Source organism: Sphingomonas sp. P3_C6 (assembly GCF_056402595.1).
Genome location: NZ_JBFUHB010000006.1, coordinates 104,743 through 123,777, shown reverse-complemented (window position 1 = coordinate 123,777; position 19,035 = coordinate 104,743). Strand labels below are relative to the sequence as shown.

The 19,035-nt window shown below is 66.6% G+C and carries 18 protein-coding genes and 1 tRNA gene; 12 read left to right on the top strand and 7 right to left on the bottom strand.

Annotated features, from left to right (window positions below; translation table 11 throughout):
- Window positions 1-2 precede the first annotated feature (2 nt).
- From AC1DT7_RS09255 to AC1DT7_RS09245, 3 genes are all read left to right on the top strand, one after another.
- On the top strand, window positions 3-413 hold the full coding sequence (locus AC1DT7_RS09255) for a polyketide cyclase (RefSeq protein ID WP_478035648.1): 411 nt from the start codon (window positions 3-5) through the stop codon (window positions 411-413).
- Window positions 414-484: 71 nt separating this feature from the next.
- Window positions 485-558, top strand: a tRNA-Gly gene (locus AC1DT7_RS09250).
- Window positions 559-623: 65 nt separating this feature from the next.
- Entirely contained in the window at window positions 624-1,868 is a 1,245-nt protein-coding gene (locus tag AC1DT7_RS09245) for an NAD(P)/FAD-dependent oxidoreductase (RefSeq protein ID WP_478035647.1), read from the top strand.
- A 527-nt stretch (window positions 1,869-2,395) separates the two neighbouring features.
- Here AC1DT7_RS09245 and AC1DT7_RS09240 read toward each other — a convergent pair.
- Both AC1DT7_RS09240 and AC1DT7_RS09235 read right to left on the bottom strand, forming a co-directional pair.
- Window positions 2,396-3,781, bottom strand: a complete 1,386-nt coding sequence (locus AC1DT7_RS09240; protein ID WP_478035646.1) for an RNB domain-containing ribonuclease — start codon at window positions 3,779-3,781, stop codon at window positions 2,396-2,398.
- A gap of 119 nt (window positions 3,782-3,900) precedes the next feature.
- On the bottom strand, window positions 3,901-5,796 hold the full coding sequence (locus AC1DT7_RS09235; RefSeq protein WP_478035645.1) for an ABC transporter ATP-binding protein: 1,896 nt from the start codon (window positions 5,794-5,796) through the stop codon (window positions 3,901-3,903).
- A gap of 286 nt (window positions 5,797-6,082) precedes the next feature.
- Here AC1DT7_RS09235 and AC1DT7_RS09230 point away from each other — a divergent pair, with 286 nt between their 5' ends.
- The 3 genes from AC1DT7_RS09230 to AC1DT7_RS09220 are packed head-to-tail and all read left to right on the top strand — an operon-like array spanning window position 6,083 to window position 7,397.
- Window positions 6,083-6,514, top strand: coding sequence for a lysozyme inhibitor LprI family protein (locus AC1DT7_RS09230; protein WP_478035644.1), 432 nt, complete (start codon window positions 6,083-6,085; stop codon window positions 6,512-6,514).
- Window positions 6,515-6,516: 2 nt separating this feature from the next.
- Complete coding sequence (locus tag AC1DT7_RS09225) at window positions 6,517-7,053, top strand: hypothetical protein (protein WP_478035643.1); 537 nt, start codon at window positions 6,517-6,519, stop codon at window positions 7,051-7,053.
- Window positions 7,050-7,397: a hypothetical protein gene (locus AC1DT7_RS09220; protein WP_478035642.1), complete on the top strand. Its 348-nt coding sequence runs from the start codon at window positions 7,050-7,052 to the stop codon at window positions 7,395-7,397. Before AC1DT7_RS09225 ends, AC1DT7_RS09220 begins: the two co-directional genes overlap by 4 nt.
- Window positions 7,398-7,420: 23 nt before the next feature.
- On the opposite strand, the gene AC1DT7_RS09215 is transcribed toward AC1DT7_RS09220, so the two are convergent.
- The 4 genes from AC1DT7_RS09215 to AC1DT7_RS09200 all read right to left on the bottom strand — a co-directional run bounded on the left by AC1DT7_RS09215 (window position 7,421) and on the right by AC1DT7_RS09200 (window position 11,467).
- On the bottom strand, window positions 7,421-8,194 hold the full coding sequence (locus tag AC1DT7_RS09215; RefSeq protein WP_478035641.1) for a hypothetical protein: 774 nt from the start codon (window positions 8,192-8,194) through the stop codon (window positions 7,421-7,423).
- Window positions 8,195-8,287: 93 nt separating this feature from the next.
- Entirely contained in the window at window positions 8,288-9,766 is a 1,479-nt protein-coding gene (locus AC1DT7_RS09210) for a S41 family peptidase (protein WP_478035640.1), read from the bottom strand.
- Between the two features lie 68 nt (window positions 9,767-9,834).
- Entirely contained in the window at window positions 9,835-10,524 is a 690-nt protein-coding gene (locus tag AC1DT7_RS09205; protein WP_478035639.1) for a lysozyme inhibitor LprI family protein, read from the bottom strand.
- Between the two features lie 187 nt (window positions 10,525-10,711).
- Window positions 10,712-11,467, bottom strand: a complete 756-nt coding sequence (locus tag AC1DT7_RS09200; protein WP_478035638.1) for a competence/damage-inducible protein A — start codon at window positions 11,465-11,467, stop codon at window positions 10,712-10,714.
- Between the two features lie 65 nt (window positions 11,468-11,532).
- Here AC1DT7_RS09200 and map point away from each other — a divergent pair, with 65 nt between their 5' ends.
- Window positions 11,533-12,360, top strand: coding sequence for a type I methionyl aminopeptidase (gene map / locus AC1DT7_RS09195; protein WP_478035637.1), 828 nt, complete (start codon window positions 11,533-11,535; stop codon window positions 12,358-12,360).
- An 18-nt stretch (window positions 12,361-12,378) separates the two neighbouring features.
- Here the strand turns inward: map and AC1DT7_RS09190 are convergent, their stop codons facing one another.
- Window positions 12,379-13,584, bottom strand: coding sequence for a TCR/Tet family MFS transporter (locus tag AC1DT7_RS09190; RefSeq protein ID WP_478035636.1), 1,206 nt, complete (start codon window positions 13,582-13,584; stop codon window positions 12,379-12,381).
- Window positions 13,585-13,754: 170 nt separating this feature from the next.
- On the opposite strand from AC1DT7_RS09190, the gene AC1DT7_RS09185 reads away from it, so the two are divergent.
- The 5 genes from AC1DT7_RS09185 (at window position 13,755) to glnA (ending at window position 18,938) form a co-directional block, all read left to right on the top strand.
- On the top strand, window positions 13,755-14,141 hold the full coding sequence (locus AC1DT7_RS09185; protein WP_478035635.1) for a hypothetical protein: 387 nt from the start codon (window positions 13,755-13,757) through the stop codon (window positions 14,139-14,141).
- 306 nt (window positions 14,142-14,447) lie between these two features.
- A complete protein-coding gene (ybaL, locus tag AC1DT7_RS09180; protein WP_478035634.1) occupies window positions 14,448-16,109 on the top strand; it encodes a YbaL family putative K(+) efflux transporter in 1,662 nt (553 codons plus the stop codon).
- A 58-nt stretch (window positions 16,110-16,167) separates the two neighbouring features.
- Complete coding sequence (locus AC1DT7_RS09175) at window positions 16,168-16,710, top strand: RNA 2'-phosphotransferase (RefSeq protein ID WP_478035633.1); 543 nt, start codon at window positions 16,168-16,170, stop codon at window positions 16,708-16,710.
- A gap of 377 nt (window positions 16,711-17,087) precedes the next feature.
- The gene (locus AC1DT7_RS09170) at window positions 17,088-17,426 is read left to right on the top strand and encodes a P-II family nitrogen regulator (protein ID WP_260598561.1); all 339 of its coding nucleotides are present in this window, start codon (window positions 17,088-17,090) and stop codon (window positions 17,424-17,426) included.
- 99 nt (window positions 17,427-17,525) lie between these two features.
- Window positions 17,526-18,938 carry a type I glutamate--ammonia ligase gene (gene glnA, locus AC1DT7_RS09165; RefSeq protein ID WP_478035632.1) on the top strand — a complete coding sequence of 471 codons (1,413 nt, stop codon included), beginning with the start codon at window positions 17,526-17,528 and terminating at the stop codon, window positions 18,936-18,938.
- Window positions 18,939-19,035 lie beyond the last annotated feature (97 nt).

The following is a 19,035-nucleotide window of genomic DNA, read 5'->3' as shown; positions in this document are numbered from 1 at the left end:
GCATGATGCTGCCGGCCCGCACCTATAGCGTCTCGATCGATCGCGACTGGCGTGCGCTCTATGAAGAAATCTGGCAGCCGGCATATTTCACGAAATGGGCATCCGGCCTGGCCGAATCCGATCTGCGCGAGGATGGCGACGGCTGGCTGGCCGACGGACCGGAAGGGCCGATCCGCATCCGCTTCACCGCCCATAACGATTATGGCGTGATGGATCATTTCGTCGAGACCGGCACGGGCGGCGAAGTCCACATCCCGCTGCGGGTCGTCCAGAATGGCGCGGGGGCCGAGGTCATGCTGACCCTGTATCGCCAGCCCGAGATGAGCGACGAAAAGTTCGCGGCCGATGCGAAATGGATCAATGGCGACCTGAAGGCGCTGAAAGCGCTGTTCACGCCGCAGCGAGGTCGTTGACCGGACGGGCACGAATATGCGAGTGGGCAGCGGATCGGACATGGACGGCCGCGGCCGACCGGATCGATCATGCGGGTGTAGCTCAATGGCAGAGCAGAAGCTTCCCAAGCTTACGACGAGGGTTCGATTCCCTTCACCCGCTCCAAGAAATTTCGGCTCTCCTGCCCGCATCCGGCACGCTGAAGGCCGGGCCGAGCGGAGACGGATTCCATGACGATTGTCGCACCCCGCATCCTGATCATCGGCGGCGGCCACGCCGGCGCGAATGCGGTCGCGTCGCTGCGCCAGGCAGGGCATGACGGGGAGATCGTGATGATCTCCGAAGAGACGGTGCTGCCCTATCACCGCCCGCCGCTGTCCAAGGCCTATATCAAGGGCGGATCGACGCTCGAGTCGCTCTATCTGCGGCCGGCGAAATTCTACGAGACCAACAAGATCGAGACGATCCTCGGCGCGCGTGCGACGGAGATCGACGCGGAGCGCAAGGTGGTGACGCTGGCGGATGGGCGGGAGATTGGCTGGGAGCTGCTGATCCTCGCCACCGGATCGGTCGCGCGACGGCTCGATTGCCCGGGCGCCGAGCTGAACGGCGTGCATGTGCTGCGCGACATCAAGGATGCCGAGGCGCTGCGCGGTGAGATCGGCGCCGGCAAGCGGCTGGTGATCATCGGCGCCGGCTATGTCGGGCTCGAGGTCGCGGCCTCGGCGATCGAGCTTGGCACCGCCGTCACCATCCTGGAGCGCGAGCCGCGCATCCTGTCGCGGGTGGCGTGCGAGGAGCTTTCCGGCTTCTTCCACCGCTTCCATGCAGGCCGCGGCGTGGTGTTCCGCACCGGCGCATCGGTCGCGGCGCTTCACGGCGAGGACGGGCATGTCCGCTCGGTCGAGCTGTCGGACGGCGAGGTGCTTCCCTGCGACGCAGTGCTGGTCGGCATCGGCGGCGCGCCCTGCGATGCGCTGGCCATCGCCGCGGGGATTCACTGCGATCATGGCGTGATCGTCGATCTGGCAGGGCAGACCTCGACCAAGGGCATCTATGCGATCGGCGACATGACGCGCCGGCCGATGCCGCATTATGGCGACCGCATGTTCCGGCTGGAAAGCGTGCCCAACGCGGTCGACCAGGCCAAGGCGGTGGCGGCGGACATCATGGGCAAGCCCCTGCCCGCGCCCGACCTGCCCTGGTTCTGGTCCGACCAATATGAGCTGAAGCTGCAGATCGCCGGGGTGCCGTTCGACGCCGACCGGCAGATCGTGCGGCACACGCCCGACAAGGAGAACAGCTTCTCCATCTTCCATCTGAGCGGCGACCGGATCGTCGCGGTCGAGGCCGTCAACGCGCTGGGCGATTTCGTGGCGGGCAAGAAGCTGATCATGTCGGCGCAGCCGGTGGATATTGCGCGGCTGTCCGATGCCAGCGTCGCGGTGAAGACGCTGATCGCCTCCGGCGACTGAACAGCGGAAGTCTTCCTCTGCGATCCGTGCGCCCGACATGATCGGCGCGTCGGGCGCCAAGTAACGGATCGCGATCACCGCAGGGCGCCCACAACTATTCGGGCATTTTTGCCACCCGACGTCGACCCCGATTTTTACGGGTTCGGGCGGCGTTTCGGGTTGCGCGTTGGACGTTTTTACGGAGGCGCAGCACGATATCAAACAGATCGAGCCTGACGGGCGGAATCTGTACTGACGAATTTCACGGACTTTACTCGAAGAATTTCGAGAATCGGTAGAGTTTGACCTGAATGGTATTTGGTCGCCCCGATAATGCTGCCTCGCCGGCATGGTCACGGTCTCTCTTCAGCCTGAAGGGGCAGGCTAAGGTAGATGGCGATGCGTTAGAATCGAGCGCAGAGCCGCTCATCTTCCCTGGCGAAGGCCGGGGCCCGGTCGGGAAGGCTCAAGTAACAGCGCTCACCGTCAACAACTGTCCTCCCCCGACTGGGCCCCGGCCTTCGCCGGGGAGCTTGAGGGGTGGTGGTTCACCCCACGCGTTCGAAGCTGATCGTCCTCTTGTCCAGGTCGGCCGCGATAAGTTTCACGCTGAGCGTATCGCCGGGCGCGACGTGGTGGGCGGTGATGCGCGCCACCACCGGCAGGTCGCGAAGCTGCATGCGGGCGCCGCGGTCGTCGAGGTCGGTGACGACCGCCGGGAACACCTCGCCCACGCGGCAGACGAGCATGGTCGCCTCGGCCATGTCGATCACCGCCCGGTCGATCTGGCCGCCCAGCGAGTCGGCGCGAGCCATGACCGAGGGAAGCTGCGTGAACGCCGCCGTCACCACGTCAGGCACGGGCTGGCCATTGGCGACCGCCAGCGTGGCACGGACGACATACCGATCGGCAAGGCGGCGCAGCGGCGCGGTCGCATGGGCGTAGGTCGCAGCCATCGCGGCGTGCCAGGGGATGACCCCCTCGCGATAGGGCACATAGCTTGCGCCCTCACCGGCACGGCGGATCGCCAGCATGAAGGCAGCCTGTTTCGGTTCCTTCGGATCGAGCATGCGGCCGAACTGGTCGAGGGTCGCATTCTCCGGCCAGGTCAATCCGAAAGCGCGCGCGGTGAGGCGGAGCCGCTTGACCGCGCCCTCGTTCGGCTCGGCCATGACCCGGAACAGGCCGGTCCCGTGCGCCTGGAGCGCATCGGCGATGGCGAGGTTGGTGGCGAGCGACATGGCCGCGTTGCGCACCTCCGACTCCAGCACCGGGCGGAACATCAGCTTGAAGCGGCCTTCGCCGACCGAATCGACCTCCTGCTCGGGCGGATCGACGCGGGCAGCGCCGCGCCGGTCCTCGGCGGCCTGGATGCGGCGGGCCAGCTCATCGAAGTCGACGGGCAGGTCGGCCGGGCGCACGCTGTCATAGGCGAGCTTCGCCTTGCTGCTGATGATCGCCCGTTCGGCGCCGTCGAGCTTCACCGCGCCATCGGGTGCAACGCGCACGGTGAAGATCACCGCCGGCCTTGGCCCGCCCGGCAACAGGCTGGCAGCGCCTTCGGCCAGGATCGGCGGATAGAGCCCCGCCTTGCCGTCGGGCAGATATTGCGTCGCCCCGCGATGCCATGCCTCGGCATCCAGCGCGCCGCCGTCATCGACGAACCAGGCGACGTCGGCGATGGCATAATGGAGCAGCAGATCGGCGCCGCTGCGATCGATGCAGAAGGCCTGATCCAGATCGGTCGAACTGGCCGGGTCGAGCGTGACGAAGGGCTGGCCGGTGCGATCGACATGCTCGGTCGGTTGGCGCTTCGCCGCTTCTTCGGCGGCGGCGAGCACTGCCGGGGGGAAGCTGTCCGGCACCTGAAACTGGGTTCGGATCGCGGCAAGACCAGCGGCCAGCGCGTTATCGGGATCGGCGAGCGCTTTCATCACCGGCCGGGGTACACGGTGGCGGCGGCACGGGGAAGATGCCGACGGATGCGACCCGGCGTGAACAGGACGTACCGACCCGATCGCACGGATGGAATCCCCTCTAGGGGCGGCCTCCCCTATAGCTCCCGTTTCGGCAGCCTGGCGAAACCGGTCTGCCAGCGCCGCCCGGCGCGATTGGCGGAGCGCCCACCCGTCATCAGCAGGCGTTCGATCCGGCCGGGGGCGGTGGAAAGTGCGGGAACCTTCAGCTCGGGTTCGTCGGCGACGGGCTGTTCCATGCCCTCCGCCTGCAATGCCCAGAGCTGCTGGAACGCGCCGCGCTCGCGCAGCAGGCGCTGGGGCGGGCCGTCCTCGACCACGCGGCCGTCCTCGATCACCAGGATGCGGTCGAAGGTCGCGACGGTCGACAGGCGGTGCGCGACGGCGAGCACGGTGCGGTTGGCCATCAGCGCGGCGACGCCCGCCTGCACCTCGAGCTCCGACCCGGTGTCGAGCGCGGAGGTCGCCTCATCGAGCAGGACGATGTTGGCGTCCTTCAGAAAGGCGCGCGCGATGCCGATGCGCTGGCGCTGGCCGCCAGACAGGTTGGTGCCGCGCTCGCCCGCGATCGTGTCATATCCCTGGGGCATCTGGCGGATGAACTCGTCGCAATGCGCCGCCTCGGCTGCGCGATGGACTTCCTCGTCGGTCGCGTCGGGCCGGGCGAAGCGGATATTCTCCAGGATCGACCGGTGGAACAGCAACACTTCCTGCGGCACGACGGCGACCGCCTCGTGCAGGGTTTCCTGGGTCACCCCGTCGATCGCCTGGCCGTCGATCAGCACGCTGCCCGCCTGGGTATCGTAGAGGCGCTGGAGCAGTTGCAGGATGGTCGATTTGCCGGCGCCGGACGCGCCGACGATGCCGACCTTCTGCCCGGCGGGGATGTCGATCGAGATGTCGTGCAACACCGGGCGGTGGGGATCATAGCCGAAGGTGACGTTTTCCAGCCGGATCGCACCCTTGCCGCGGCGCAGGGACGTTGCCCCCGGCGCATCGACGACCTTGTGCGGCGTGCCGATGATGTCGAGCGTCTCGCCGAGATAGCTGAACTGCTGGCTGGTATCGATCAGCGCCATCGCCATGTCGCGCGAGCCGTTGAGCATACGGAAGGTCATCGAGCTGATCATCACCACATCGCCCGCGGTGAAGGTGCCGGCGGACCAGCGGCTGACCGCGTAGAACAATGTCGCGCCGACCAGCGCCACCAGCGCGACGTCGTGCAGGCAGCGCACGCGCTCGACGAAGAACCAGCCCTTGCGCTGGGCATCCGCCTCATCCTCGAAGAAACCGCGCAGGCGATCGAGCTCACGACGGCGGGCGGCAAAGGCCTTCACTGCCCAGATGTTGGTGACGAGATCGACCAGTTCGCCGCCGCAATTGCCGGCGCGGCGGGCGAATTCCTTGTGATGCACATCGCCGCCAAGCCCCACCCCGCCCAGCACGATGCCCACCACCACGACGAACAGGGCAAGCAACAACCCCATACGCATGTCGATCGACAGGAAGATGATCACCGCGCCGACGAACGAGATCAGCGGCGGGATGATCTCCATCAGGATCCGGTGCGTGATCGCACTGAACGAGCCGGTCAGCGCGGAGACGCGGTGGCCGAGCGAGCCGGCGCGTTCGTTCTGGAAGAAGGACAGCTGGTGCCCGCTGAGATAGTCGAACATGTCGAGCCGGATCTGGACGCCGGTCGACACGGTCGTGCGACAGAGCAGGAGCGCCGACAACCGCACCAGCAGGCTTTCCACCGCGACCAGCCCGATGAACGCGAACAGCGCCGTCTGGACCGGGCCGAAGGCGCGATCGGGGGCGGCCATCGCATCGATGAGCAGCTTCATGGCATATTGGATGCCGACCGAACTGGATGCGCTGGCCACCACGACGAGCGTAAGGAGCAGGAAGCCGAACGGCCGCGCTGCAATATAATGGGCGATGAACCGGACGGGCCTGGCGACATAGGGCAATGGTGCTATCCCTCGAGACGTCTGGTGTTGATCATATTCAATGGTCGTTTGGCGGTCGTTTGGCCGCTGCAGCGCAGCAACCCTGGTAACGCCCAGACCGGCTCGCGGATGAACCTCAGATGAAATTTTCTTCAGACAGACCCTAAAATGCGACGAGATCAAAACCTTCGCCGATGAAAGACAGATGAAAACGTCCGCCGCGGCCCCGATCCGGCAATCGGCGATCCAGTCTTTGACGGCGCCGCACCGCTACGGCAAAGCGCTTTTCCCAACAGGAGAAACGACCATGCGGAACAGTGCATCGATCCTTGGCCTTGCTGTGGCACTCTGTGCGCTGGCGGGCGCGCCGCGTCTCGTCACGCCCGGCATGGCGGCGGGCGTTCCGCAGGCGCGCAGCACGAGTTGCGACGACCCGAAGACCGCGTTCGACAATGTCTATTGCGAGCGCAAGGTCTATATGCAGGCCGATACCGACCTGAACGCCGCGTACAAGAAGCTGCGCCTGCTGCTGAAGGCGCCGGAGCGCGCCACCCTGCTGCGGTCGCAGCGCGCCTGGATCAGCCAGCGCGACGAACGGTGCGGGCTGAGCGAGGGGTCCTCGATCAAGATCGACCTGACCTGCGCCAAGGACATGACGATCGAACGGACCAACTGGCTGAACGATCGATCGCGCGAATGCACCAGCTCCGGTTGCCGGGCGAGCCGGCTGGACGAATAGGAATGCCGCGCCTGGTGGCGGCGCTGGTCATGCTGCTCGCGCTGGCGGGCTGCTGGTCGGGCCGCCCCTGGTTCTCCGCCTCGGAAAGCGTCGCGGTCATTCCGGACGGGCAGTACCGGCTGGTCGAGCCGGGCGCGCCGCCAGAGGGCCATGACGTGCTGCGCATAGCCCGGCAGCGGGATGGATCGCTGAAGATCGACGGCGCGGATTCACCGCTGCGGGCCGTGCTGGTGCCGCTCGGCGGGGCGACGGGCGCCGGGCGCTATATCGTCCAGCTCGAAAAGCCCGATCCGGAGCGGCCGGGCAAGGCGATGTTCCTGATGCTCGACCATCGTGAGGGACGACACCGGATCGCGGTGCTGGCCTGCGGATCCGCGGCAGCGACGGCGGCCGAAGGATCGGGCGGGCTGGTCGCGCGCGATCCGCAATCGGCCTCCACCTGCGTGTTCGGCGATCGCGACACCCTGGTCGCGACGATGCGTGCCGCAGTGGCGGCCACGCCAGCGCTCGACCTTGAACTGGAAAGGATCGTCGAATGAAGAAATGGCTGTCCATCGCCCTCGCTCTGCCCGCATGCCTCGTCGCGGCGGGCGTCTGTGCAACTGGCCTGCAGCATGTCGACAGCACGCCCGCGGCCGCATCATCCGCCCGCGCCTTTCCCTATGAGGCGGGCGTGGTCGACCTGATGGTCACCGGCGCGGCGGCGAAGACGCTGTACGACCGGCTGCCGGGCAAGGGCGTGAAGCAGGAATGCGGCGCGACCGGGCTTCACAAGGGCGACGGCCGGATAACCTGCGCGAAGGATGGGGCCGAGCATGTCTGCCATATCTGGCTCGACGTGCCGAAACAGGCCCTGACCGAGGCCGAAACCGACGATTGCTGAAGCGGCGGGACCGGGCCTTTCGCCTATTGGTCCTTGTCGCTCTTCTTTTCCCGGGTGAAGTCGATCCGGATCCGCACCCATGAGCCTATCATCGGCTTGCCGCCGATCCGGGGCGGGCGGACGAGAAACTGCCAGGAGGCAAGGCGCATCGACCGGGCCAGGCCGGACCCTACCGGGGATTCGCCGAGGGAGCGGCAATTCTCGACATGGTATCGGTCGATCGTCTTGCAGGCGATCATCGCCCAGCTGCCCAGCGGCACGCCACCCGAGGGCAGATAGGTGGAAAGCTCCGCATCGGTCGGCTCGCGGTACCATTCGGCATCATAGAGCCGCTCGCCGCCAGGCCCCTCGCCCGGGCCATAGGCGGAGCCGCTGTCCTTGCCGGCGCCGGTGTCGCCGGCGCCCGGCGCGTCGTTGCCACGCGTTGTCGGGATCTTCGAGATGTCGGCGGCGTGGAACAGATCGCCTTCGTTCAGCCAGGGATTGGCCGGGGTCGGCTCCGGCGCGGTCGGCGGGGTTGGTGACGGCGGCGCGGGCGAGGCGCCGCCGGCCGCCTGCTTCTTGCGCGAGACCGCGCGGGGACTCGGGTTCTTCTTCGCCTCCTGATTGGGATCGGGCGAGATGCTGAAAAGCTTTTCCTTTTCCTTTGGCGGCAGAGGCTGGAGGTGCGGCGAGAGAGTCAGCAGGCCGACGACGACCAGCACCACCAGCGCGAGCGCGAGCAGGAACGACGTGGCGCGGCTGCGGATCGAGACGCGGCGCCGGCCCGGCAATACTTGGTCGGATGCCGACTCCATCGGCGACCGCCTAGACGGCGCGGGCTTGGCCCGCAACGACCCGGCGGCGAGATGACAGTCTTTTAATCCGGCACCCCGACGGAAAGCAGCCGATCAGAAGAAGCCCGGCACCTCGCGCTGCGGGGTCGTCGGCCGGTCGGGCGTCAGCAGCTCGCGCAGGACGGACGCGTTTGCGGTGGACGCCTGCCTGGCCGCCTGGGTCCCCTGCCCGCTCGACGCGATCGCCGAACAGCTTCGCCCGGCGAGGAAATCGAGCGCCGAGCGGGTCGATGCCTCAAGCGGGTCGCCGAGCTGGTGAGTCAGGTCGTCTCCCGCCTGGCAGCTCGATTCCATGAACGGCGCGAGGCCGTCGAAATAAGCGCCCTGGCGCGCGGCATTCTGGGTCGCGAAGGCGATCACCCGCAAGCGGTCGTCGCACGATGCCCGGTCGAGCGCGATCTGGCCGACCGGCTTGCCATAGGTATTGGTGCCGATCAGCGCCGAATTCCTGTGCAGGAAGGGGGTGAAGGCGTTGATCACCAGTTCGCTGGCCGAGGCGGTGCCGCCCGAACCGATAAAGGCGATGCGGGTCGGCGAGACCGATTGCGGCTGGGGCGCGAAGTTGCGGGTCGAGTTCTCCGACGCCTTCTCCGGACGGAAGCTGACATAGTCGAACACCTCCGACGTCGAACGATTGCCGCCGAGCAGGTCGCCCATCAGCTCGGCGATCGAAACCAGCCCGCCGCCATTGTAGCGAAGATCGACGATGATGTTGGTGATGCCCTGCGCGCGGAAATTGGCGAAGGCGGTGCGCAAGGCCGGATCGGCGGTGTTGATGAAGGTGCGCAGATTGACATAGCCGACCTTGCGCCCGCCATCGTCGATCACCCGCGCGCCATAACGCGAAGAGACCGGGGTCAGCGCGAAATCGCTTTTGGCGACCGTCACGTCGCGCGTTCCCCCAGCGGCATCGGTGACGCGCAGCAGCCGGGTGGTGCCGGTGGTGTCGGGGCCGAGCGCGTTGGTTATACCCGCGGTGCCCTCTGCCGCCATGATCGCGCTGACCGTGCGCAGGTTCGACGCGCTGGTGCCGATCGCAAGGATCTCGGTTCCGCGATCGATGCCGGCGGCGAGCGCCGGCGCGCCTTCGAACGCCTCGGCGACGGCGATCCGGCGTGCGCCCGTATCCGCCGCCAGGCGGAAGCCGAACCCGGCGCTCGACCCCGAATTATAATAAGCATTCTCTTCGGCGATCGAGGTGAGATAGGTGAAGAAGCGGTCGCGGCGCTGCGCCCGCGCAGTGGCGGTCAGCGCGTCGATATAATCGTCGACAGTGCCATAGGCCGACGGATTGAGGCCGGTCGGCAGCGTTTCGGGGAAAAGATACCATTCCTTGAGCTGGGCCGCCGCCCAGTCCTGCCGCTCCCGCAGGGAGCAGCCGCTGGCGGTGGGCGTGGGGCTCGATGTCGGCGTGGGTGTGGGTGTTCCGCCGCCTCCGCCACCGCCGCTCGAGGCAAGGGAACCTCCGTCGCCACCACAGCCGGACAGCATGGCGACCAGACCGAGAACCGCTCCGAACGACCGACGTTTCATCAAGACTTCCCCTCTTCTTCCGGATGCTATCCGCAAGCCGAGGCTTTGTCAGGACTAAATTGAGGGAGCTATTGGTTGCCGGCCGCCCAGACATTGTCGGGCGTGTAGGAATCGTCGATCGAATAGAGTTTGTTCGGGCAATAATGTTTGCATCCGGCAGAGCTCGTCACCGCGATGCGCGTGACATGACCGGTCTTGTCGCGATCGAACCCGAAATCGACCGTGCAGGCACCGCCCCCGGCCCAGCGCGCCCTGATCAGCGGCTCCCTGTCGGAAAAGGTCGCGATCTGCCCGGCGCCGGTTAGCGCGCAGAGCGATTGCGGGGCGTCGCCTTCCAGGTCGCGCTTGATCGTGAAGCTGAACTGCATCGGGCCTTCATGCGCGATGTGGAGATAGGCGACATCGGCCGTCTTGTAGCTGGCCAACCAGTCCTCCTCCCTGAAGCCTTCGAGAAAGGCGAGCTGCTGCGTGTAATCGCGCTCGACCTCGGCGGCTCGGCAGGTCTTTGCGCAATGCGTGCGCAGGATCTGCTGCCAGTTGCGCTGCTGGGCGCGGAACGCGACCTTGTCGAACACGATGGCGAGCTTGTCGCGATAGGCCTCGGCCACACGGCTATTGAGCAGGGCGAGTTCCTCGCTGCCGCAGATCGTCTTTTCGAGCGGGTGTGTCGCCCTGGTGCAGCTGAAGCTGGGTTGCTGCTGGGGCGCGGCGGGCGTGCCGAACAGCGCGGCCATCAACAGCGGAATCAGGTCGATCATCAGGGCCTCCCGGGTTGGCCGTGCAACGTTCCTGGGGAGGATTATGTCATGGCTGCACCGACCGGGGAAGGTCGCGCTTCTCCCCTCCGACTTGTGGGAGGGGTCGGGGGATGGCCTGTTTTCCTCGCAGACACCTGCACCTGCGGACAGGCCCTCCCCTAGCCCCTCCCGCGAGCGGGAGGGGGATTTAGATTCCGTCGACCACTACGGCCCTGCCCTCGGCTTCGAGCCGGGCGGTGAGGTCGGCTACGCAGGCGTCGAGCACCGCCTGGTCGGTCGAGCGGACCACGAAGTTCGCGCCGGTCCGCCCCTCGCGAAAAAAGGGGTAGCTGCCGATCGCGACGCCGTCATGGGCGCGCTCGACCGCCGCCAGCGTGGCGGCGACCTCGCTCTCCGCGACCCAGCAGCCGATGGTGCGCGAGAGTACGGGCAGGCCGCCTTCGAGCGTGCCGGTCAGGGCGTCGAGCATGCCCGCCGTGATGTGCGGCACGCCGGCCATCACGAAGATGTTGCCGATGCGGATGCCGGGGGCGCCGGACATGCGGTTCTCGATCAGGTCGGCGCCCTCGGGCACGCGCGCCATGCGCTTGCGCACCTCGGTCAGGCCGCCGCGGGTTTCGTAATAGCGCTCCAGCACCGCCACCGCCCTGGGGTGAAAGGTGACGGGCACGCCAAGCGCCTCGGCGATGGCATCAACCGTGATGTCGTCGTGAGTCGGGCCGATACCGCCGGTGGTGAAGAGATAGTCGTTGCGGGCGCGCAGCGCATTGACCGCCTCGACGATGGCCGTGGTCACGTCCGGCACCACGCGTACCTCGGCGAGGCGGATGCCCTGCACGTTGAGCCACGTCGCGATCTGCGCGACATTCTTGTCCTGGGTCCGGCCCGAGAGAATCTCGTCGCCGATCACGACCAATGCAGCAGTCCAGATCCTCTCGCTCATGGAACTGCGCATAGACCGGTAACCCCACTCTCGCAAAGTGCGCCGTTGCGCGCTATATCAGCCGCATGACAGATTATGTAACCGTCACCCCGGATGCGCCCGCCGGCCGCACCGGCGCGATCAAGCTGCATGGACGCGAGGCGTTCGAAGGTATGCACCGGGCCGGCCGCCTGGCCGCCGAGACGCTCGACATGGTCGTGCCGCACATGGTGCCCGGCGTCGCCACCGCCGACATCGACGACATGATCCGCCAGTTCATCGTCGACGGCGGCGGCGTGCCCGCGACGCTGGGCTATCGCGGCTATACCCATTCGAGCTGCATCTCGATCAACCATGTGGTGTGCCACGGCATCCCGAGCGAGAAGACGCTGAAGGCCGGCGACATCGTCAATGTCGACGTGACCCCGATCCTGGACGGCTGGCATGGCGATTCGAGCCGGATGTACCTGATCGGCGACGTGCCGATCAAGGCGAGGCGGCTCGTCGACGTGACTTATGAATGCCTGATGCTCGGCATCGAGCAGGCCAAGCCCGGCAACCATCTGGGCGACATCTCCAACGCGATCCAGGTCCATGCCGAGAAGCATCGCTACGGCGTGGTGCGCGATTTCTGCGGCCATGGCCTGGGCCAGCTGTTCCACGACGCGCCCGAGGTGGTGCATGTCGGCCGCCCCGGCACCGGGCCGGAACTGAAGCCGGGCATGATCTTCACGATCGAGCCGATGATCAATATCGGCCGCCCGGACGTGAAGCTGCTCGACGATGGCTGGACGGCGGTGACGCGCGACCGATCGCTGTCGGCGCAGTTCGAGCATTCGATCGGCATCACCGAAACCGGCTGCGAGATCTTCACGACCAGCCCCAAGGGCCTGCACCAGCCACCCTATGCCTGATCATGTGACGGCCGGCCGCTAAAAACAGCGCCGGATCGTCCGCGCCAGCAGCAGCCATGCCGCGATGATCAGCACGCTCGCCAGCACGAACGGCGCGCCGGGGAAATACACCCCCTTCGCGTCGGCGAAATGGCCGAAAACCCAGGTCATCACCAGCGGGCCGACGATCGATGTCAGGCCGATCGTGCTGGCCACCGCGCCCTGGAGTTCGCCTTGCGCGTCCTCCTCGATCCTGGTGGTCATCATGCCCTGGATCGCGGGGAAGGTGACGCCGGTCATCGCGCCGATTATGATGCCGAGATAGACGGCCCAGCCCGAGCCGGCGACGGCGAGCACGATATAGCTGGGCAGGCCGAAGGCGAGGCTGATCAGCGCGCTGCGCCGTTCGCCGAAGCGGGCGATGGCGTGGCCGGTGACCACGCCCTGCACCACTGCGACCATGATGCCGAAGGTCGCGACCGACAGGCCGATCAGCAGCGGCGACCAGTTCAGCCGGGCGATCAGGAAATAGGGCCAGGTCGACAGCTGGGACTGGGCGGCAAGCTGCATCAGGAAGATCGTTCCGAGCGCGCCGAGCACGAAGGGATAGCGCCTCATGCGGATCAGCGTGCCGAACGGGTTGGCGCGCGCCATGGTGAAGGGGCGCCGCCGTTCGGGCGGCAGCGTCTCGGTGAAGATGACATAGCCGATCGCGGCGCCGGTCAGCGCCAGCGCGCTTGCCGCCATGAACGGCAGGCGCAGCCCGATCGTGCCGAGCAGCCCCCCGATCGCAGGGCCGAGCACGAAGCCCGACGCCCCTGCCCCGCCGAGCAGGCCGAACAGCCGGCCGCGCTGTTCCGGCGGATAGAGATCGGCGATGCAGCTGTTCGCCGCGGCCCAGGTCGCGCCCATCACGCCGGAGATGATCCGCCCGGCGAACAGCCAGGCGAGCGTCGGCGCCCAGGCCATCATTGCATAGTCGATGCCGAGCGCGACCAGGGTGCCGAGCAGCACCGGCCGGCGGCCGAACCGGTCGCTCAAGCCGCCGATCACCGGCGAGAACAGGAACTGCATCGCCGCATAGGCGAACAGCAATTCGCCGCCGATGAGCGCGGCGTGCGCGACATCGGTATGGCCAAGGCTTTCGACCAGCGAGGGCAGGATCGGGATGATGAGGCCGATGCCCGCCATGTCGATGAAGACGATGAACGCGATCAGCGGCAGCCGATTGTCGGTCCCGGACATGCAATCCCCCCAGACGCGCCGCCCTCCCGGCGCAGCGCTCTTATGCAGATTTCCCGGCGAAAGCCATGCGGCCGAATTCGGGCCGGAGCGGATCGTTTACGGAAATGGCCCGTTATGCTATAGGCCCGGAAACACAAGCTGGAGACACGGTGCCTATAGCGAAGCCTGGAATGACGATATCAAGCCTGCGCCTGTTTGCCGGTTCGATATGGCTGACCGTCGCCACCACGCTTCTCTGCGCCCTTCTCCCGCTCGGCCTGCCGCAAACGAGCAGCGTCGGATCGGCCTTCAGTCCATCGACCACCGTCGTCGCGCTACAAAGCAGCGAGCCATCGTCGCGCCTGGTCCGCGCGGAAGCCGTGCGACCGCGGGACGGCAATGCGGCAACCGGCGCGTCGGTGTTCCTGCCGATGGCCGCGACCGCCTTCAGCTTCGTCCCGGCGCCGGCCACAGCATTGTATGTCGGCATCGGCCGATCCTGGTCCGTCTTCACCCCCAGCGGCGCGGCTTTTCCCCGTGGACCGCCTGACCCGGCAGCGCGGTCGCCCGCTTCCTGACGAGCGGCCCTTCCGCCGCGGCGATCCTGCCGGCCGAGCCAGCCGATCCCCGCGCACCGAAACCATGAAGCGCCCGTGAGGCCGCAACAGCCCCGTCGCGCTTCCGCCAAGGAAAGACGATGGCCAGAAAAACCAAGCGACCACCCTGGTGGTTCGCCCCCGCCCTTTGGGCCGGTTTGGCGGCAAGCGCGGCGATGATCGCCGCAGTCGCCACCACCGGATCCTGACACCGACCGCCGGCGGGCCGCCCAGGCCCGCCGGCACATTTCTGCACGGGCGATCCCGATCGCCCATCGAGGAGACCCAATGCATCATACGCCCCTGATCGCCACCATCGTTGCCGCCCTGTTCACCGCCTTCATCACCGGATCGATCGCACACCGCCTGAAAGTGTCGCCGATCGCCGGCTATCTGCTCGCGGGCGTGATCGTCGGGCCGTTTACGCCCGGGTTCGTCGCCGATGGCGACCTGGCGAACGAGCTCGCCGAGATCGGCGTGATCCTGTTGATGTTCGGCGTCGGGCTGCATTTCTCGCTGCGCGACCTGATGTCGGTACGCAAGATCGCGGTACCCGGGGCAGTCGTGCAGATCGCCGCGGCGACGTTGCTCGGCATGGGGCTGGCATGGGTGCTCGGCTGGGGGCTGCTTGCGGGCGTGGTCTTCGGCCTTGCCCTGTCGGTCGCCAGCACGGTGGTGCTGCTGCGGGCGCTGCAGTCGCGCAAGCTGGTCGAGACCGAGCGCGGCCGGATCGCGGTCGGCTGGCTGATCGTCGAGGACCTCGCCATGGTCCTGGCCCTGGTGCTGCTGCCCCCGCTGGCCGGGGTGATGAACGGATCGGCGGCTGGCGGCGCGTCCAGCCTGGTGGTGCCGTTGCTGATCACCTTCGCCAAGGTCGCCGGATTCATCGCGCTGATGCTGGTGGTCGGGCGGCGCCTGATCCCCGCGGCACTGCATTGGGTGGTCCATACCGGATCGCGCGAACTGTTCCGGCTGGCGGTGCTGGCGATCGCGCTCGGCGTGGCATTCGGTGCGGCCTATCTGTTCGACGTGTCGTTCGCGCTCGGGGCGTTCTTCGCCGGCATGATCCTGGGCGAGACGGAGCTCAGCCGTCAGGCGGCGGAAGAGACGCTGCCGCTGCGCGACGCCTTTGCCGTGCTGTTCTTCGTGTCGGTCGGCATGTTGTTCGACCCGTCGGTGGTGGTGCGCCAGCCGCTGCCGCTGCTCGCCACGGTGGGGATCATCATCTTCGGCAAGTCGATCGCCGCCTATTGGATCGTCCGCATTTTCGGCCATTCCAGCCGCACCGCGCTGACCGTCGCGGCCAGCCTGGCCCAGATCGGCGAATTCTCGTTCATCCTCGCCGCGCTCGGCACCAGCCTGGGGATATTGCCGGCAGCGGCGCGCGACCTGATCCTGGCTGGCGCGATCCTCTCCATCTTCCTCAACCCCTTCATCTTCTCGCTGGTGGCGTCGCATCTGCGCAAGGCGGAGGACGACCCGGCCGATGCGCCGCAGCCCGCGTCGCGCAAGGGCCATGTGGTGCTGATCGGCTATGGCCGGGTAGGCAGCATGATCGCCCGCGATCTCGCGGCGCGCGGCCGGGATACCATCGTGGTCGAGGACAAGGACGTGGCGGCGAAACGCGCCGAGTCCGACGGGGCCACCGTCGTGCGCGGCAATGCCGTCGATGCCGAGACGCTGAAAGCGGCGGGCATCGACAGCGCCGCCAAGCTGCTGATCGCGATTCCGGAAGGGTTCGAGGCCGGCGCCATCGTCGAGCGGGCACGAGCGCTCAACCCGACGATCCCGATCATCGCACGGGCACATTCCGATGCGGAAGTGCAGCATCTCGAGAAACTGAGGGTGGCGCATGTCGTGATGGGCGAGCGGGAGATCGCGGCGCGCATGCTCGAGCTTGCCGGACACGCGGCGGCGGGATCGGGCGTGCCGACACCTGCCGCGGCGTGACGGGACCGTCGGCCGCCCAGGGAGGGGGGCGGTCCGGCGACTATGCTATACTCTGCGGATGACGACTGACGACAAGACCCTTTCCAAAACCATGTCCCTCTGGCTGCGGCACCGGCCCGATGCCGCCGGACTGACGCTCGACCCGGCCGGCTGGACCGATACCGACAGCGTGCTGGCCGCGCTGGCGGCGAAGCGGATCGACTGCGACCAGGCACGCCTGCTCGCCGTGGTGGAGGGCAGCGACAAGCAGCGTTTCGAGCTGTCCGCCGACGGCGCGCGCATCCGGGCGCGGCAGGGCCATTCGGTCGAGGTGGAACTCGGCTGGCCGCAGGCCGAACCGCCCGAGTTGCTCTATCACGGCACGGTCGAACGCTTCTTGCCGGCGATCCGCGCCGAGGGGCTGAAACCGATGCGGCGGCACCATGTGCACCTCTCGCCCGACGAGGCGACCGCGACGGTCGTCGGCGCCCGGCGGGGCGAGGCGGTGATCCTGACCGTCCGGGCCGGCGCGATGGCGGCGGCGGGGCATGTGTTTTTCCTGACGGGGAATGGCGTCTGGCTGACGGATCGGGTGCCGGTGGAATTTTTGGAGGGCGTGTGAGGCTTTTTCCCTCTCCCCCTGTGGGAGAAGGAGGGAGGAGCGAAGCGACGGAAGGATGAGGGGGAATGAGGTTCGTGACACTCATCATTTCGAGTGTCCCCCTCACCCTTCCCAAGCTTCGCTTGGGCCCCTTCCCTCTCCCACAAGGGGAGAGGGAGAATTGCGCACATGCACCGCCAGCTACTGCCGCAAAATAGGGCAGTGGCTGCCTGTCTGCACGGGCGTTAGGCAGGCCGATGCGCGCGAATCGGGCGGTGTGTCGTGGCGTTCCTCGCTCGCGCGGCTGGCACGCTTGTTGTAAGGGTCACCGACAGGCAGAGGCGTCCGGTTCCATGACGGCTCGTACTGGCCAACCACTTACCCGGGGGCGTACCGACGTGAAGAAGATCGAGGCTATCATCAAGCCGTTCAAGCTGGACGAGGTGAAGGAGGCGCTTCACGAAGTCGGCGTGTCCGGCATCACCGTTACCGAGGCCAAGGGTTTCGGCCGCCAGAAGGGACATACCGAGCTGTATCGCGGCGCGGAATATGTCGTGGATTTCCTGCCCAAGGTGAAGCTCGAGGTGGTCGTCGAGGACGCGCTGGCCGAGCGTGTGGTGGAAGCAATCGCGGCGGCCGCGCAGACCGGCCGCATCGGCGATGGCAAGATTTTCGTCATTCCGGTTGAAACCGCGCTGCGGATCCGTACGGGAGAGCGCAACGAAGACGCCATTTGACGCAACGCAGCATATTGTGACAGCAGGGCCTTCCGGGGCGACAACATCATTCCCGATTCTATCGGGCGAACGACATTTCTAGAAAGGGCTAGGGGCATTATGGCGAATTCGGCAAACGACGTCCTCAAGTTGATCAAGGACCAGGAGATCGAGTGGGTCGACCTGCGTTTCACCGATCCGAAGGGCAAGTGGCAGCATCTGACGATGGTCGCGGGCGTCGTCGGTGAAGACGAGCTGACCGACGGTTTCATGTTCGACGGATCGTCGATCGAGGGCTGGAAGGTCATCAACGAATCCGACATGATCCTGAAGCCGGATCTGGACGCGGTGTGGACCGATCCTTTCTCGGCAACCCCGATGCTGATCCTGGTGTGCGACATCGTCGAGCCTTCGACCGGCGAGCTCTACGCCCGCGATCCGCGCTCGACCGCGAAGCGTTCCGAGGCCTATCTGAAGACCACCGGCATCGGCGACACCATCTATATCGGCCCGGAAGCCGAGTTCTTCATGTTCGACAATGTGCAGTTCGAGACGAGCTACGCCACGTCCTACTACAAGATCGACGATATCGAGCTGCCGACCAACACCGGTCGCGAATATGAGGGTGGCAACCTTGGCCACCGTCCGCGCGCCAAGGGCGGCTATTTCCCCGTCGCCCCGGTCGATTCGGCCACCGACATCCGCGGCGAGATGGTGTCGACCATGCTCGAAATGGGCCTGCCCTGCGACAAGCATCATCATGAGGTTGCCGCCGGCCAGCACGAGCTGGGCCTGACCTTCGGCACGCTGACGACCACTGCCGATCGCATGCAGATCTACAAATATGTCTGCCATAACGTCGCGCAGGCGTACGGCAAGACCGTCACCTTCATGCCCAAGCCGATCAAGGAAGATAACGGCTCCGGCATGCACACCCATCTGTCGATCTGGGAAGGCGGCAAGCCGCTCTTCGCCGGCAACGGCTATGCGGGCCTGAGCGATACCTGCCTGTATTTCATCGGCGGCATCATCAAGCACGCCAAGGCGCTCAACGCCTTCACCAACCCGTCGACCAACAGCTACAAGCGCCTGGTCCCGGGTTATGAGGCACCGGTGCTGCTCGCCTATTCGGCGCGCAACCGTTCGGCATCGTGCCGCATCCCGTACGGCACGGGCGCCAAGGCGAAGCGCGTCGAAGTGCGCTTCCCGGACGCGATGGCCAATCCGTATCTCTGCTATGCAGCGCTGCTGATGGCTGGCCTGGACGGCATCCAGAACCGCATCCACCCGGGTGAGGCGATGGACAAGAACCTGTACGACCTGCCGCCGGCAGAGCTCGCCGAGGTTCCGACCGTGTGCGGCTCGCTGCGCGAGGCTCTGGAGAGCCTGGCCGCCGACAACGATTTCCTGCTGAAGGGCGGCGTGTTCACCCCCGACCAGATCGAATCGTATATCGAACTGAAGATGGCCGATGTGGCGCGCTGGGAAATGACCCCGAGCCCGGTCGAGTTCGACATGTATTATTCGTACTGATCGATCCGCATTTCGAGAGGGGGGCGTCCGGAGCGATCCGGGCGCCCTTTTCTTTTGGGGCAGAGGGCAGGTCGCGGGCGCCGCCCAAGGCAGCACC

Excerpts from the sequence above, each read along its gene's own strand:
- AC1DT7_RS09255 (WP_478035648.1), top strand. The coding sequence starts at position 3 with ATGATGCTGCCGGCCCGCACCTATAGCGTCTCGATCGATCGCGACTGG.
- AC1DT7_RS09245 (WP_478035647.1), top strand. The coding sequence starts at position 624 with ATGACGATTGTCGCACCCCGCATCCTGATCATCGGCGGCGGCCACGCC.
- AC1DT7_RS09240 (WP_478035646.1), bottom strand. The coding sequence starts at position 3,781 with ATGAAAGCGCTCGCCGATCCCGATAACGCGCTGGCCGCTGGTCTTGCC.
- AC1DT7_RS09230 (WP_478035644.1), top strand. The coding sequence starts at position 6,083 with ATGCGGAACAGTGCATCGATCCTTGGCCTTGCTGTGGCACTCTGTGCG.
- AC1DT7_RS09225 (WP_478035643.1), top strand. The coding sequence starts at position 6,517 with ATGCCGCGCCTGGTGGCGGCGCTGGTCATGCTGCTCGCGCTGGCGGGC.
- AC1DT7_RS09220 (WP_478035642.1), top strand. The coding sequence starts at position 7,050 with ATGAAGAAATGGCTGTCCATCGCCCTCGCTCTGCCCGCATGCCTCGTC.
- AC1DT7_RS09215 (WP_478035641.1), bottom strand. The coding sequence starts at position 8,194 with ATGGAGTCGGCATCCGACCAAGTATTGCCGGGCCGGCGCCGCGTCTCG.
- AC1DT7_RS09210 (WP_478035640.1), bottom strand. The coding sequence starts at position 9,766 with ATGAAACGTCGGTCGTTCGGAGCGGTTCTCGGTCTGGTCGCCATGCTG.
- AC1DT7_RS09205 (WP_478035639.1), bottom strand. The coding sequence starts at position 10,524 with ATGATCGACCTGATTCCGCTGTTGATGGCCGCGCTGTTCGGCACGCCC.
- AC1DT7_RS09200 (WP_478035638.1), bottom strand. The coding sequence starts at position 11,467 with ATGAGCGAGAGGATCTGGACTGCTGCATTGGTCGTGATCGGCGACGAG.
- map (WP_478035637.1), top strand. The coding sequence starts at position 11,533 with ATGACAGATTATGTAACCGTCACCCCGGATGCGCCCGCCGGCCGCACC.
- AC1DT7_RS09190 (WP_478035636.1), bottom strand. The coding sequence starts at position 13,584 with ATGTCCGGGACCGACAATCGGCTGCCGCTGATCGCGTTCATCGTCTTC.
- AC1DT7_RS09185 (WP_478035635.1), top strand. The coding sequence starts at position 13,755 with ATGACGATATCAAGCCTGCGCCTGTTTGCCGGTTCGATATGGCTGACC.
- ybaL (WP_478035634.1), top strand. The coding sequence starts at position 14,448 with ATGCATCATACGCCCCTGATCGCCACCATCGTTGCCGCCCTGTTCACC.
- AC1DT7_RS09175 (WP_478035633.1), top strand. The coding sequence starts at position 16,168 with ATGACGACTGACGACAAGACCCTTTCCAAAACCATGTCCCTCTGGCTG.
- glnA (WP_478035632.1), top strand. The coding sequence starts at position 17,526 with ATGGCGAATTCGGCAAACGACGTCCTCAAGTTGATCAAGGACCAGGAG.